This is a genomic window from Streptomyces sp. NPDC004539 (assembly GCF_040610055.1).
Lineage (GTDB): Bacteria > Actinomycetota > Actinomycetes > Streptomycetales > Streptomycetaceae > Streptomyces.
The window spans coordinates 462,051-475,037 of record NZ_JBEXLS010000003.1 but is presented as its reverse complement, the minus strand read 5'-3'; the positions used below and the strand labels follow the sequence as shown (position 1 = coordinate 475,037).

Genomic DNA, 12,987 nt, shown 5'->3' with positions numbered 1-12,987 from the left:
GATCCGGTCGGCGACGGCGAGGAGTGGGCATGGGCGCGAGCGGCACGAAGGGTCCCGGGACAGGGCGTGAGCTGCTTCCGGCATACCTGGTGTGCGCGGTCGCGGCGCTGACGGGGGTGGCGTGGATGGTGGTGGCGCTCCTCCACATCGACCGCGTCACCGACTTCCCGGAGTTCCACTACGCGGCCCAGGGCATGTTGCTGACCGTCGGTTTCGCGCTGTCCGGGATGGTGTTCGTCGCCCGTCGTTCGGGGGTGGTCTTCGGCTGGTTCCTGTTGTCCACGGGCGTCACCGGGATGCTGTTCTACGTCCTCCAGCTCATGATCCTCCTGGGGTACGCGCCGAGGGCGCTGAGCGGGCTCCTGTTCACCAGCGGAATGCTCTACTTCGTCCTCTTCCTGATGCTCCTCTACACGCAGCCTCTGTGGCTGCCCACGGGCCGGCTGGGCAACCGGTGGGCGCGCGGGTACGTGGGGGTCCTGCTGGTGGTGGCGATCGCCCAGCAGTGCTATCGGTGGAGCCAGGAGATCGACGCGCGGATGAGCGTCGTCAATCCGCTGACGCGGGGCGGGTGGGCCGACTTCTGGCGCTGGACCTCGCCGGTCACCCGGTGGATCGACGACAACGCCACCAATGTGCTGCTGGGTGCCGCGCTGCTGCTGATGGTCGTCCGCATGGTCGTGTCCCGGGAGTACCGGCGGGCGACGTACTGGGTGAACGTGCCGTACGCGGCGTGGTGTGCGCGCATCCTGCTCAGCGAGGTCATCCCCGAGCCGCTGGAGAAGGTGCTCGCGTACGGGGCGTCCGCGCTGTGGCCGATCGCGCTGTGCTGCGTCCACGTGCGCGCGCGTACCTGGGCGCTCGACCGGGCGGCCCGGCGGATGCTGACGGCGCTGCTGCTGACGCTGCTGATCCTCGTCGAGTGCACGGTGGCGGTCTTCCTGCTGCTGGACCTCGGCCCTCGTCACGAGAGCCTCGCGAAACTCCTTCCCGCGCTGGCCCTGGGTCTGCTGCTGGGGCTGCTGCTGCGGCCGGCGGCGCGGTGGTCGGCGCGGCTGACGGACCGCTGGTTCTACGGCTCGCGCGCGCAGCCGTACCAGGTGGTGCGGGGTCTCGCGAAGGCGCTGAGCCGGGCCGTCGACCCCGGGGAGACGCCTCAGCTGCTGGCGGGGACGGTCGTGCACACGCTGGGCCTGCCGTCCGCGTCGGTCGTCGTGGACAGCCGGGAGGGGCCGCGCGAGCTGGTGCGGGTGGGGAGTCCGGGGCCCCAGTCGGAGCGGTTCCCGATCCTCTACCAGGGCGAGGAGACGGGCCGTCTCGACGTGTCGCCGAGACCCGGTGAGCTGGCGCTGGACCCGCAGGACCGGGAGGCGGTGCAGGTGCTGGCGCAGCAGGCGGGGCCCGCGCTGGCCTCGCTGCGGCTGTACGAGGACCTCAAGAGCAGCCGGGAACGGATCGTGCACACGCGCGAGGAGGAACGGCGGCGGCTGCGGCACGAACTGCACGACGGGCTGGGTCCGGCCCTGTCGGGGCTGCGGCTCCAGGTCGACGCGGTACGGCGGGGTGCGGCACCGCAGGTCGCCCAGCCGCTGTCCGGGGTGTCCGACGGCATCGGGTACGCGATCCGCGAGCTGCGGCACATCACGGACGGGCTGGCGCCGGCCGCGTTGGACGGGGCGGATCTCGCGCGGGCGCTGCGGCAGCTCGCGGAGCAGCTCAGCAGCCGTGGTCTGCGGATCTCGGTGGGGGTGGAACCGGACCCGCTGCCCGCGCTGCCCGCCGCGCTGGAGGTCGCGGTGTATCGGATCGCGTCCGAGGCGCTCAACAACGTGGTACGGCATTCGCACGCGGACCGCGCGCGGGCGCTGGTCACGGTCACGGACGGGAAGGTCGGCCTGCGGATCACGGACAACGGGGACGGCTTCCCCACTCACGAGCACTGCACGGGGGTGGGGCTGCGCTCCATGGCGGAGCGTTCGGAGGAGCTGGGCGGCGCGTTCGCGCTGACCAGCGACGGAGCCGGAACGGTCGTCAGGGCCGCGTTCCCGGCGGAGCCCGGGACCACGTCGGGACACCGGCCCCATGCGGCCGGGACGGCGGGTGCCGAAGACTCGTGAGCGATCACGAGCCCGCGTCAGCGGGGTCGAAGGGAGAAAGACATGACCGAGAACCGGCACCGCGACGGGGAGGACCCGTCCGGCCCCGCGCTCTTCCTGCTGCGTATCGCCGCCCGTCTTCGCCTTCCGGGTGCGAAGGCCCAGCTCGACGCCCGCTGCAAGGCGCCGTGCGGAGTGGTGGTCAAGAAGTAGCGGTACGTCAGGGCCGCCCCGTGAGCCGTCACGGGGCGGCCCTTTCGCGTGCGTTCACGCCGCCGAATACCCCAGCTGCCGCCGCATGTACGGCGTCATCAGCGTCTTCGCCTTGGCGACGGTCGTCGTCCGGCTCCCCAGGACCGCGCTCTCGCCGCCCGGGACGGGGACGAGGGTGAGGCCGTCGGCGCCGCCGAAGGGGACGATGAGGGGGGTGCGGTGGGCGGGGCGGTAGAGGCGGGGTTCCTTGCGGTGGCGGCCGGAGGCGGCGAGGTGGGTGCGGATGTTGTGGGCGGCGAGGTCGGCCTGCGCGATGGCGGTCTGGGTCACCTTCTGTCCGGCCGCGTCGTTGACGTCGCCGACGGCGAAGACGTCGCGCAGCCCGGTGACCCGCAGCGCGCGGTCGACCCGGATGTGGCCCGCGGGGTTGAGCCAGTCGCCGTGTCCGGCGAGGCGCAGCCAGAGGGTGTTGGGGGTGATGCCGGTGGCCCAGAAGGAGACGTCGGCCTCGATGGTGTTGCCCCGGGTGTCCTTGTAGACACCGAACTCGTTCCCGGGGGCCATGAAGGAGCCTAGGCGTACGTCGATGTCGTGGGCCTCCAGCCAGGTCCGCGCCCGGCGTCCGGCCCAGGCGCTGCCGGTGGAGTTGAGGAGGGTCTCTCCGGCGTGGGCGAGCGTCACGCGCGCGTGGGGGTGCGCGAGGCGGATCTCGGCGGCGAGTTCGACGCCTGAGGGGCCACCGCCGGCGACCAGGACGTGCCGGGCGGCGGCGATCTTCTGCTGGTGGGCGGTGAACCCCTTGGCGGCCTCGTCGGCGGTGGTCCCGGTGAACCGCGCGGGTTCGGGGTAGTCGGCGCCGGTGGCGACGACCAGCACGTCGTAGGGGATGCGTTCGCCGGTGGCGAGGACGACGTGCCGGGCGGCGGTGTCGATGCGCAGGGCCTTGCCGACGACGATCCGGCCGTGGGTGAGGAGCCGGTCGTAGGGGATGAAGGGGGTGGCGGTCCAGTCGGGGTGGACGCCCGCGCGCAGGGAGGCGATCCGGTGGAAGAAGACCTCCTTGCGGTCCACCAGGGTGACCCGCGAGGTGGCGTCCAGCCGCTTGGCCAGCCGGACTCCGGCGTAGCCGCCGCCGATCACCACTACGTCGCCGTCGCGCACGGCCTGTCTCCTGTACCTGTGGGGGGTGCGATACGCGAGCGCCGCGGCGTGGGGGGCCGTTTTCGGCCGCTCGGCTTGACCGCGAGCGTAGCTTTTGAAATCTAAAGAAACGGTGAGGACGCGTGCGCATCCCGTGAAACCACGGGCCGGGCTCAGGAGTTGCCGGGCGGGCGGTCGCCGTCGAGCCGGGCGAGCCAGGAGCCGAGGAGCTGTTCGAGGACGGCGGCCTCGGCGGGGGTCATCAGGTCGAGCAGCTTGCGTTCGTTGCGCATGTGGTCGGTGAAGGCCCGGTCGATCAGTTCGCGTCCGGGGGTCGTCAGCGCGACGATGCGCCCGCGCTGGTCGTCGGCGGACCGCCGCCGGGTGACGAGTCCGGCCCGCTCCAGCCGGTCGATCCGCTTAGTCATCGCCCCGGTGGTGACCATGGTGTACGCGGCGAGTTCCCCGGGCGCCCTTTCGTACGGCGCTCCCGCGCGCCGCAGCGCGCACAGGACGTCGAACTCGCCCTCCCCGAGGCCGTACCGCCCGTAGACCAGGCACAGTTCGTCGGTCAGCCGGCCCGCGAGGGAGTGCAGCCGGCCGATGACGCCCTGCGGCGACACGTCGAGGTCGGGCCGCTCGCGTCTCCAGTCCGCCTGGATTCGGGCGACGCGGTCCTCGGGCCGCCGCTCGGAGGTTCCCGATTCCGCGGCTCGCCACTCTTCCGAGGGAATGTCCTCATGCATGCCTTCCACGATACCTTCCCCGGAAGCTACATTGTCTTCCATGGAAGCGAATCTGCGCTGGACCGTCCTCACGGCGCTCGCGCCGGTGGCGTGGGGCGCCAACTACTTCGTGACGCACGAATACCTCCCGCCCGACTCCCCGCTGTACGGCGCGGCCCTGCGCGCCCTGCCCGCCGGGCTCGCCCTCCTCGCCCTGCGCCCGAGGCTGCCGCGCGGGGTGTGGTGGGGCCGCTCCGCCGTGCTCGGCCTGCTGAACGCGAGCGTGTTCTTCGTCCTCGTGTACGTCGCCTCGCAGACACTGCCGACGAGCGTGGCGTCGACGGTGATGGCGGTGTCGCCGCTGACGATGATGCTGATCGCGTGGGGTCTCCTCGCCGAGCGCCCCCGGGCCGCCCATTTCGTGGGCGCGGCGGTCGGCCTGGCCGGGGTGTGCCTGATGCTCTTCACGGGCGCGGACGGCACGAACACGGTGGGCGTCCTCGCGTCGGCGGCGGCGATGCTGGTGTCGTCGTTCGGGCACGTCCTGACGAAGCACTGGGGTTCCGGCGTCGACGTCCTCTCGGCAACCGCCTGGCAGCTCACCGCCGGCGGCCTGTTCCTGCTCCCGGTCGCCGTAGCCGTGGAGGGCGCCCCGCCCGAGCTGTCCGGCACGGCGCTCCTCGCGGTCGGCTACACGTCCCTGATAGCCACGGCCCTGGCGTTCGCCGTCTGGTTCACGGGGCTGCGGCATCTGCCCGCGGGGACGGTGGGGCTGACGGGCCTGCTCAACCCGGTGACGGGGGTGCTGCTGGGCACGGCTGTCGCGGGGGACAGCCTGAGCGGACGGCAGGTGGGCGGGCTGGTGCTGGTGCTGGCGGGGGTGGTGCTGGGGCGGCCCTCCCGGGCGCCGGTCAGCCGCTCCGGCGCCGTCGCGTCAGCGTCGCGAGAAGCGGTCCGTCGGGGTGGATCGTGATGTCGAACGCCGGCTCGGGCCGCTTCCCTTCGAGGGTGACGTCGAAGGCGGGCAGGAGGGCTTCGGCGAGCAGGGTCATCTCCTGGAGGGTGAACTGCGCGCCCAGGCAGGTGCGCGGTCCGAGGCCGAGGGGGTAGTAGGTGCCGAGGGCGGGGCGGGGAGCCGGTTCGTGGAAACGCTGGGGCAGGAACCGTTCGGGGTCGGGCCAGAGCCGGGGGTCGCGGTGGGTGAGGTAGGCGCAGAGCGCGACGGTCGTACCGGCCGGGACGCGGTGGCCGGCGAGGTCGTCGTCCTCGGTGGCCTCGCGGAACAGCAGCAGGGCCGCCGGGTAGAGGCGGAGCGTCTCGCTGATCAGCGCCCGGATCGCGGCGGTCCGCGCGGGCGAGCCGGCGGGCCCCTGGGCGAGCGCCCGGTCCCGGTGCTCGGGGTGGTCGTGCAGGAGGAGCAGGAGCCAGCTGAGGGTGGCGGCGGTGGTCTCGTAGCCGGCGACGAGGAGGGTGACGAAGTTGTCGCGCACCAACCGCCCGTCGGGGTCGGGGAGTTCGACGGCGCCGAGGAGGGCGTCGAGGATGCCGGGGTCGCCCTTGGCGCGGGCCGCGGTGACGGCGCGGGCGGCAGCGGCGTCGACCTCGGCGAGGTCGTGCTCCAGCTCGGTGGTGTCGGCGGGGCCGAGGGCCGCGATCGAGGCGACGATGCGGGCGGCGGCGAGGAGTTGGCGGTGGGTGGTGTCGTCGAGGGGCAGCCCGGTGGTGGCCCGCCAGATCACGTCGATGGTGAAGCGCCGCATGTCGGCGACGAGGTCGCGGGGGCGGCCGGTGCGGGCGGACTCCGCCCAGGCGCGCGCGGTGTCCTCGACGGCGTCCCGCATGCAGCGCTCGTACCGCCGCACGCCCTGGACGGTGAACTGCGGCTGGAAGAGCCGCCGTTGCCCGCGCCACGGCTCGCCGTCCACGGTCAGCACACCGTCCCCGAGCAGATGCCGCATCCGGTGCGACCGCTTGACGTACCGCTCCGGCCGGCGCGCGAGCACGTGCCGGACGGCCTCCGGGCCGGTCACCAGCGCGACCGGCCGGTCCCCCAGCCGAATCCCGCTCACCGGCCCCAACCGCTGGGCCCGCGCCAGCAGTTCGACGACGGGCGTCCCCTCCGCCCGCCAGGCGGCCACCTCCGCCTCGGGCAACTCCGGTACTGCACCGGCCAACTCGACCTCCTGCTGGGCGTGTTCAGTGACTTGGCGAACGGTGGGTGTTCCTCACGACCGCGATGGGGACGGGGACGGGCTCGCCCACGACGACCAGTTGAGCATCCACACCCGCACGGTTCCGTCCTGATCCGCCGTGACCAGGGCGCTGCCGTCCGCGCTGAAGTCGACCGTCTGCGTCTTCCCCACGCTTCCGGCGGGCGGCGTGAGGGTGTGCATCGAGCCGGAGTTCGCGTAGTCGACCACGGTGACCGCGCCGGCGGCGGAGAGGAGTGCGTAGCGTTCACCGGTCGGGCCGAACTCCGCCGTGGCCATGGCGGTGGCGGAGCTCACGTATGTGCCGCCGGAGACCCGCCACATCTGTACGACGTCCTTGGCGTCCATGAGCGCGAGCAGCGCGCCGTCACCGCTGAACCCGAGCGGGCGGCCCTCGGCGAGTGCGGCGAGGCGTTTCCCGGTGGTGACGTCCCACAGGCTCGCCTTGTGGTCGGCGGCGAACTCGCTGCTCGTGGCGAGCGTTTTGCCGTCGGGGCTGAGGGCGATCACGTAGCCGGTGGGGAGGGTGGCGGTGACCTTGCCGGTCGTCACGTTCCAGAGTTTCACCGTGCCGGGGCTGCCCGCCGCACCCGCCGCGAGCGTCTTGCCGTCCGGGGTGAACACCATGCTCTGGACGCCGTTGCCGAAGCCGGGGAGGGTGGTGACGAGTTTGCCGGTGGCGGTGTTCCACAGGCGGACCGGGTTGTCGTAGTCCTGCCCGGCGGCGAGACCGGCGGCGGTCGCGAGGAGGTCGCCGCGAGGGCTGAACGCCATCGTGACACTGGCCGGGGCTCCGGTGTGGATGTCGATCGTGCTGCCGGTCGTGCCGTCGCCGGCCACGTCCCGCAGGTGGACGGTCGTCTTGCCGGTGCCGCGCGTGTCCATCGTCGCCAGGAGGTTCCCGGCCCGGCTGAACAGGGGGTACGCCTGCTGGGGCAGCGTCGTGACGGTCCCGGCGTCCGTCGCCCGCAGCAGCCGTACGCCCGTGCTGCCGGTCGTCGCGATGAGTTTGCCGTCCGGGCTGAACACGGCCGAGGTGCCGGCGTCGGCCACGGCGGTGCGGAGGAAGGGGCCGGCCGAGGAGCTCCCGCCGGCGGACGAGGCGGACGCCTTCGAGTTGTCTTCCGACTTGCCCTGGAGGAGCGGAAGCCACAGGGGGACGGACACGCCGATCGCCACCACGATGACGGCGGCGAGGATCTTGGCGCGGGTGGAGAAGGCGTGTTTGCGGGATTTGGGGGGCTTGTGGGGAGTGGTGGCTCGGGAGCGGGGATGGAAGGTCGGGGGGTCGGAGGGCTGGGGTGGGATGCGGGCAGGGGCCTTGTGCGGGGCGGGAGTTGATGCGGCGGGGTGCCTGGGTTCGGCAGGGGCGGTGGTCCGGGGAGGAGAGGTCGCTGGAGCCGGTGCCGGTGGTGCTTCCGGAGTCGAGGGGGCCAGTGATGCTTCCGGTGTCGGTGATGCCTCAGCGGCCGGTACCAGTGGCGCTTCGGGTTCCGGAGGGCGCGGCGCTTCCGGTTCGGGGCGCGAAGGCGGCTCGGGGTGCGCAGGCAGCTCCGGCTCCGGATGCGCTGGCGGTTCGGGTTCCGGTTCCGGCGGTGGAGGTGGGGGCGCCGGAGGGTCGGGCGGCACCGGTCGGGGCGTCAGGCTCGCCAGTCGTACCGCCGCCGCCGCGGACACCTGCTTGCTGTCGTCCTCCTCCAGCCGCCGAATCTCCTCCAGCACCGCCACCCGCACCGTCGCGTTGCCGATCCGGTGCAGACGGGTGAGCCCGTCGAGCGCGCCGAGCCGGTCGCCGACCATCGGGCTCGCGAGGGCGTTGCGCAGATGGACGGGGAGCCGCCAGTTGATGTTGTGTGCGATGACGATCCGGCCCTCGACGTCGTCCTGCTTCTTGGGCCGCTGCTGCGGCATCGCCTCGACGACCCGGTCGTGGACGTAGCCGTACAGCTCGTCGAGGGTGATGTCGCCGTCGCCGTCGAGGTCCGCGCTGCCGTCGCGCAGCCCCTCCACCAGGTAGCGGGTGAACACCGACTGCGCCGCCTGCCCCTGCGCGCGTTCGCCGTCGAAGGAGTACTGCGTGGAGTCCGAGGCGGTGAGGACCGTACGGCCGCGGCCCTGGAAGCGTTCCAGCGCGTGCACCTCGGTGTCGCCCTTGGTGTGCGCGGGGAACGCGCCGCTGTAGCAGCAGTCGAGGATCAGCACCATCCGCCGGGACGCGCAGCCCTCCATGGCCTGGGCGATCTGCTCGGCGGACAGCGCGGTGAACAGCAGGCTGTCGTGGCGGGTGTCGGTGGTGGCGAGGTAGAGCCGGCCGTGGTCGTCCTTGAGGCCGTGGCCGGTGAAGTACAGCAGGGTGAGGTCGTCGCGGCGCCGGTCGCGGTAGAGGTCGCTGATCGCGGAACCGACGCGGTGGTACGGCTCGTTGACGAGGGTGGTGACCTCGAACCCGGCGATGTCCGGATCGCGCAGCACCGCCGCGAGCGCCTCGGCGTCCTGCGCGGGCGAGGTCAGCTGCCGGAGCGTGGCGTCCTGGTGGTCGTACGTCGCGACGAGCAGCGCGAGCCTGCGGCCCATGGCCCGTTCACCGCCCTTCGCCGGAGTGCCGGCGCACGAACGTCTCGACCAGCGCCCGGCGTTCGGCGTCCGTCGCGGCCTCCAGCTCGATGGTGTCGCCGTCGACCGTGACCGACACCCGGTGCCGGCCGGAGGAGCGGCCCAGCCAGTCCCGTACGGCGCCGATCAGCGAGGTGAACACCCCGCCGGACGCGCTCAGCGCCACCACGATCGCCCCGAGCGTCACCGCGTCCGAGCCCTTCGCGCCCTCGGGCGGCGCGGCACCCGGCGCGAACCGGACCGACTCGACGTCCAGCCCGTCGAGTTCGGCCCGCAGCCGGCGCAGCAGCCGTTCGGCGGCCTCCGGGTCCAGTTCGGGGTCGGGCGTGACGTCCAGCCGTACGTCCCTCAGCCCGACCGCGCGTTCGTCGGCGCTCGCATCGCTCTGCCACATGGTGTCCCCCGATGTGCTCGACCCCTCCAGTGTGGTCGCGCGCGGGGTCCGGCGGGAGCCTCTCGCGGAACTTCGCGCCTTCGGCCGTCCCCGGAACCGGATTCCGGGGAGAATGACGCCCGCCGCTCTGCCGCGGCACGGCCGGGCGGGGCGGCAGGGACGGCCGACAAGGTCGACCGGCGGGTGGGCGAGCAGGGGTGAAGATGTGGCGGTGATCGGCCTGAGTGGTTGCGGCACGATGCCCTGGCAGTGCGGAACTGCCAGGGCATGCGCATGCGGTGCGGCCGGGGTGGTCAGCCGAGGCGGAACTGCTGGTGCCGGCTGTCGCCGCCCGGCCACTGGACCAGGGCGGTGCCGTTGTCGGTGCTCTCGGAGTTGACGGACAGGAACAGGCTGCTGTGGCGGTTCTGCAGGGCGAAGTAGCCGTTGTCCTTCTGGACCAGGCGCCACTCCTGGTGTCCCTTGCCCGCCTCGTAGTCCCACTGGACGATCCGGGCGCCCTGGCTCGTGCTCTCGCTGTCGACGGAGAGCGCCTTGCGGCTGTGTACGGCGCGGACGACGTAGTAGCCGCCGGTGGCGGCTTCCAGGTTCCACTTCTGGTGGTCGCCGTCACTGAACGGCCACTGGATCACCTCCGTTCCGTTGTCCTTCTTCTCGCCGTTCACGGACACCGCCTTGTCGCTGTGGCGGGCGATCAGGGCGGCGGTGAAGACAGACATGCGTTTCCCTCTTTCACGAGCGGAGCCGACGGCCCCTCAGGCTCGGCGCTGGGGCCGGAACCGAGCCTGTCACTCGTCATCGCCCCCCTCAGGCCCCAGCCGCGGTAAACCACCCCAAGCGGTGAACCGGAGCGGTCCGGCACCGACCCCCCGGCCGGACGGGCGGCGGCAGCCGGGCTCGTCGGCGCGCCGGCCCCCGGCAGTCTCCTCGTACCGGCCCACCCCGCCCCGAGAACGAGACAGAGGCCGTGTCAGATGTCTCTGACACGGCCTCTGTTCTCGACCATCACAGTCGGGACGACAGGATTTGAACCTGCGACCCCTTGACCCCCAGTCAAGTGCGCTACCAAGCTGCGCCACGTCCCGTGGTGTCCGCGTGGCCGGTGACCGCGTGAACACGCAGGTAAACCTTACCGCACGGGAGCGGGTGCCTTTGCCTGGGCGGGGTCGGGGGCGGGGCGGGTGGTGCGGGTGGCGGGGACGAGGAGGGCCGCGAGGGCGGCGGCGAGGCAGAGGAGGGTGAGCAGGGTGAAGCCGTGGGTGTAGCCGCTGTCGTAGGGCAGGCCGGAGGGCTGGAGGCGGCTGGTGACGAGGACGCTGGTGAGGGCGGCGCCGATGGAGCCGCCGATCGTCCGGATGTTGGCGTTCATGCCGGTGGCCGCGCCGGTCTGGGCGGGCGGGACGCTGGCGACGATCAGGTTGGCCATAGAGGCGAACGCGAGGCCGATGCCGAGGCCGAACACCCCGGCGACGAGGGCGATCTGCCACCGCTCGTCGTGCCACAGGGTGAGGAAGGCGAGGGCCAGGGCGCCGAGCCCGGAGCCGGTGACGAGCAGCGCCTTGGAGCCGACGCGCGGGGCGAGCCGGCCGCTGAGCATGCCGGAGACGAACATGGCGAGCAGCATCGGCAGCATGAGCAGCCCCGACGCGGTGACACTGGCGCCGAAGCCGTACCCGGCGCTCTCGGGGGTCTGGACGAAGCCGGGGAGGAAGGACCAGATCGCGTACATGCCGGCGCCGAACAGCAGGGCGGCGAGGTTGGTCGTCCACACGGCGGGCAGGCGCATGATGCGCAGGTCGATCAGCGGGTCGGCGGAGCGCGACTCGGCGTACAGCCAGGCGGCGGCGAGGACGGCGGCGAGGCCGAACAGTCCGAGCACCCGGGCCGAACCCCAGCCCCAGACGGCGGCCTGGCTGAGCGGCAGCAGCAGGGCGACGAGCCATCCGGACAGCAGTACCGCGCCGAGCCAGCCGACCTTGCCCGAGGCCCTGTCGGGGGACTCTGGGACGTACCGCACGGCGATCAGGGCGGCGCCCGCGACGATCGCGACGGGTATCCAGAACAGCCACCGGTAGTCGAGCGCGGAGACGATGGGCCCGGCGGCGACCATGCCGACGCCGCCGCCCGCGGCGATGACGGCGGACAGGGCGCTGATGCGGCCCGGGACGTCCTGCGCGGCGAACTCGTCGCGGATGATGCCGAAGGAGAGCGGGAAGAGCGCGCCGCCGACGCCCTGGATCACCCGGGCGGCGACGAGGACGCCGATGTTCGGCGCGAGCGCGGCGAGCAGACAGCCGGCGAGGACGGCCAACAGGACGGCGACGAGGGTGCGTTTCCTGCCGATCAGGTCGCCGACGCGGCCGAGGATCGGGGTGAACACGGACGCGGAGAGCAGGTAGGCGGTCATCACCCAGGTCGCCGTCGACTGCGAGGTGTGCAGGGCGTGCTGGACGGTGGGCAGGGCGGGGGCGATGAGCGACTGGAGCATCGAGAACACACCCGCGCCTGTCGCGAGGACCGCGAAGGTGAGACGGGAGGACGTGCGAGGCATGAGGGGACCTCTCGAATGGTAAAGTGGAGGCACCCCTCCACCATAGCGGAGGCGAACCTCCGCTTCAAGCCGTTCCGGAGGCCAACCTCCGCTTCACTCTTTCGGCCCAGGGAGGCCACCGTGACCGCCCAGTCGTTCCCGATCACGGCGATCGTCGCCGCCCAGCGCCCCCACCGGAAGGACGCCGCGCGCAACTACGACGCCCTGCTCGCCGCCGCGCGCGAGGCGTTCGCGGAGAACGGCGCCGAGGCGTCCCTGGAGGACATCGCACGCCGCGCGGGCGTCGGCATCGGCACGCTGTACCGCAACTTCCCCACCCGCCGCGCCCTGTTCGAGAGCGTCTACGCCGACGAGGTCAACGCGCTGTGCGAGACGGCCGGCGAGGTGGCCGATCTCCCCCCGTGGCCCGCGGTGACGACGTGGCTGGAGAGCTTCACCGCCTACATGGTCACCAAGCGCGCGGTCCGCGAGGCGCTGGAGGAGGACTCCGAGATCTTCGACGCCTGCCGCGAGTCCCTCTACGCCGCGGGCGGCCCACTGTTCACCCGCGCCCAGGAGGCGGGCGAGGCGCGCGCCGACATGGAGTTCTCGGATCTGCTGCGCCTGGTCGCGGGCGTCACCGCCACCCATTTCCCGGACGACGCGCAGCGCGACCGCGTTCTCGGGATCGCTCTCGACGGAGTCCGCAAGACCCCCTGACCCTTTCCTGGTCACCCCAAGATCGAAACAAGGAATTTCCCCGGCGGCCATCCACCGGGGCGATTCCGATGGCCTTTTCGGACATGCGAGGCCATCCGAACGCATTTCCCGCGGCCACCCGTGTTTCAACGGCGTGAGCCCGAGGTGAACGCCGCCTTCCGGCACCACGATTGGCCCGATTTCGGCACTGCTGCCCCCTGACCTGCGTCTGACCGAATCGGTGCGACAGCCGATCAGAGGCCCGCACGGTTATTGACCCGCGAGTAATAACCGCACTACCTTTCCATGCGTTTCACACACACGCGTCAAAAGTCGGACCGGCGTTTCCCCGGTGAGCCCTGCCCGA

At 72.3% G+C, this 12,987-nt stretch carries 11 protein-coding genes and 1 tRNA gene; 4 read left to right on the top strand and 8 right to left on the bottom strand.

Going from position 1 to position 12,987, the window contains the following annotated elements:
* Positions 1 to 29 precede the first annotated feature (29 nt).
* Together ABZX85_RS08585 and ABZX85_RS08580 are read left to right on the top strand one after the other, a co-directional pair.
* On the top strand, positions 30 to 2,117 hold the full coding sequence (locus ABZX85_RS08585; protein WP_355863812.1) for a histidine kinase: 2,088 nt from the start codon (positions 30 to 32) through the stop codon (positions 2,115 to 2,117).
* Positions 2,118 to 2,159: 42 nt separating this feature from the next.
* A complete protein-coding gene (locus tag ABZX85_RS08580) occupies positions 2,160 to 2,309 on the top strand; it encodes a hypothetical protein (protein WP_355863810.1) in 150 nt (49 codons plus the stop codon).
* 54 nt (positions 2,310 to 2,363) lie between these two features.
* Here ABZX85_RS08580 and ABZX85_RS08575 read toward each other — a convergent pair whose 3' ends face one another.
* A complete protein-coding gene (locus ABZX85_RS08575) occupies positions 2,364 to 3,470 on the bottom strand; it encodes an FAD-dependent oxidoreductase (protein ID WP_355863808.1) in 1,107 nt (368 codons plus the stop codon).
* Positions 3,471 to 3,622: 152 nt separating this feature from the next.
* Complete coding sequence (locus tag ABZX85_RS08570) at positions 3,623 to 4,195, bottom strand: MarR family transcriptional regulator (protein WP_355863806.1); 573 nt, start codon at positions 4,193 to 4,195, stop codon at positions 3,623 to 3,625.
* A gap of 40 nt (positions 4,196 to 4,235) precedes the next feature.
* On the opposite strand from ABZX85_RS08570, the gene ABZX85_RS08565 reads away from it, so the two are divergent.
* Complete coding sequence (locus ABZX85_RS08565; protein WP_355863804.1) at positions 4,236 to 5,147, top strand: EamA family transporter; 912 nt, start codon at positions 4,236 to 4,238, stop codon at positions 5,145 to 5,147.
* Here ABZX85_RS08565 and ABZX85_RS08560 read toward each other — a convergent pair.
* The 6 genes from ABZX85_RS08560 to ABZX85_RS08535 all read right to left on the bottom strand — a co-directional run bounded on the left by ABZX85_RS08560 (position 5,086) and on the right by ABZX85_RS08535 (position 11,942).
* Positions 5,086 to 6,348: a cytochrome P450 gene (locus ABZX85_RS08560; RefSeq protein WP_355863802.1), complete on the bottom strand. Its 1,263-nt coding sequence runs from the start codon at positions 6,346 to 6,348 to the stop codon at positions 5,086 to 5,088. The genes ABZX85_RS08565 and ABZX85_RS08560 overlap by 62 nt on opposite strands.
* Positions 6,349 to 6,399: 51 nt before the next feature.
* Positions 6,400 to 8,958: a caspase family protein gene (locus tag ABZX85_RS08555; protein WP_355863800.1), complete on the bottom strand. Its 2,559-nt coding sequence runs from the start codon at positions 8,956 to 8,958 to the stop codon at positions 6,400 to 6,402.
* A gap of 7 nt (positions 8,959 to 8,965) precedes the next feature.
* Entirely contained in the window at positions 8,966 to 9,391 is a 426-nt protein-coding gene (locus ABZX85_RS08550; protein WP_355863798.1) for a hypothetical protein, read from the bottom strand.
* A 293-nt stretch (positions 9,392 to 9,684) separates the two neighbouring features.
* A complete protein-coding gene (locus ABZX85_RS08545; RefSeq protein WP_355863796.1) occupies positions 9,685 to 10,110 on the bottom strand; it encodes an RICIN domain-containing protein in 426 nt (141 codons plus the stop codon).
* Positions 10,111 to 10,402: 292 nt separating this feature from the next.
* A tRNA-Pro gene (locus tag ABZX85_RS08540) sits at positions 10,403 to 10,476 on the bottom strand.
* Between the two features lie 44 nt (positions 10,477 to 10,520).
* Positions 10,521 to 11,942: an MFS transporter gene (locus ABZX85_RS08535; RefSeq protein ID WP_355863794.1), complete on the bottom strand. Its 1,422-nt coding sequence runs from the start codon at positions 11,940 to 11,942 to the stop codon at positions 10,521 to 10,523.
* A gap of 120 nt (positions 11,943 to 12,062) precedes the next feature.
* On the opposite strand from ABZX85_RS08535, the gene ABZX85_RS08530 reads away from it, so the two are divergent.
* Positions 12,063 to 12,641 carry a helix-turn-helix domain-containing protein gene (locus tag ABZX85_RS08530; protein WP_355863792.1) on the top strand — a complete coding sequence of 193 codons (579 nt, stop codon included), beginning with the start codon at positions 12,063 to 12,065 and terminating at the stop codon, positions 12,639 to 12,641.
* Positions 12,642 to 12,987 lie beyond the last annotated feature (346 nt).

Bases quoted from the DNA above. Each gene is read 5' to 3' on its own strand.
- ABZX85_RS08585 (WP_355863812.1), top strand. From the start codon at position 30: ATGGGCGCGAGCGGCACGAAGGGTCCCGGGACAGGGCGTGAGCTGCTT.
- ABZX85_RS08580 (WP_355863810.1), top strand. From the start codon at position 2,160: ATGACCGAGAACCGGCACCGCGACGGGGAGGACCCGTCCGGCCCCGCG.
- ABZX85_RS08570 (WP_355863806.1), bottom strand. From the start codon at position 4,195: ATGCATGAGGACATTCCCTCGGAAGAGTGGCGAGCCGCGGAATCGGGA.
- ABZX85_RS08565 (WP_355863804.1), top strand. From the start codon at position 4,236: ATGGAAGCGAATCTGCGCTGGACCGTCCTCACGGCGCTCGCGCCGGTG.
- ABZX85_RS08555 (WP_355863800.1), bottom strand. From the start codon at position 8,958: ATGGGCCGCAGGCTCGCGCTGCTCGTCGCGACGTACGACCACCAGGAC.
- ABZX85_RS08550 (WP_355863798.1), bottom strand. From the start codon at position 9,391: ATGTGGCAGAGCGATGCGAGCGCCGACGAACGCGCGGTCGGGCTGAGG.
- ABZX85_RS08545 (WP_355863796.1), bottom strand. From the start codon at position 10,110: ATGTCTGTCTTCACCGCCGCCCTGATCGCCCGCCACAGCGACAAGGCG.
- ABZX85_RS08535 (WP_355863794.1), bottom strand. From the start codon at position 11,942: ATGCCTCGCACGTCCTCCCGTCTCACCTTCGCGGTCCTCGCGACAGGC.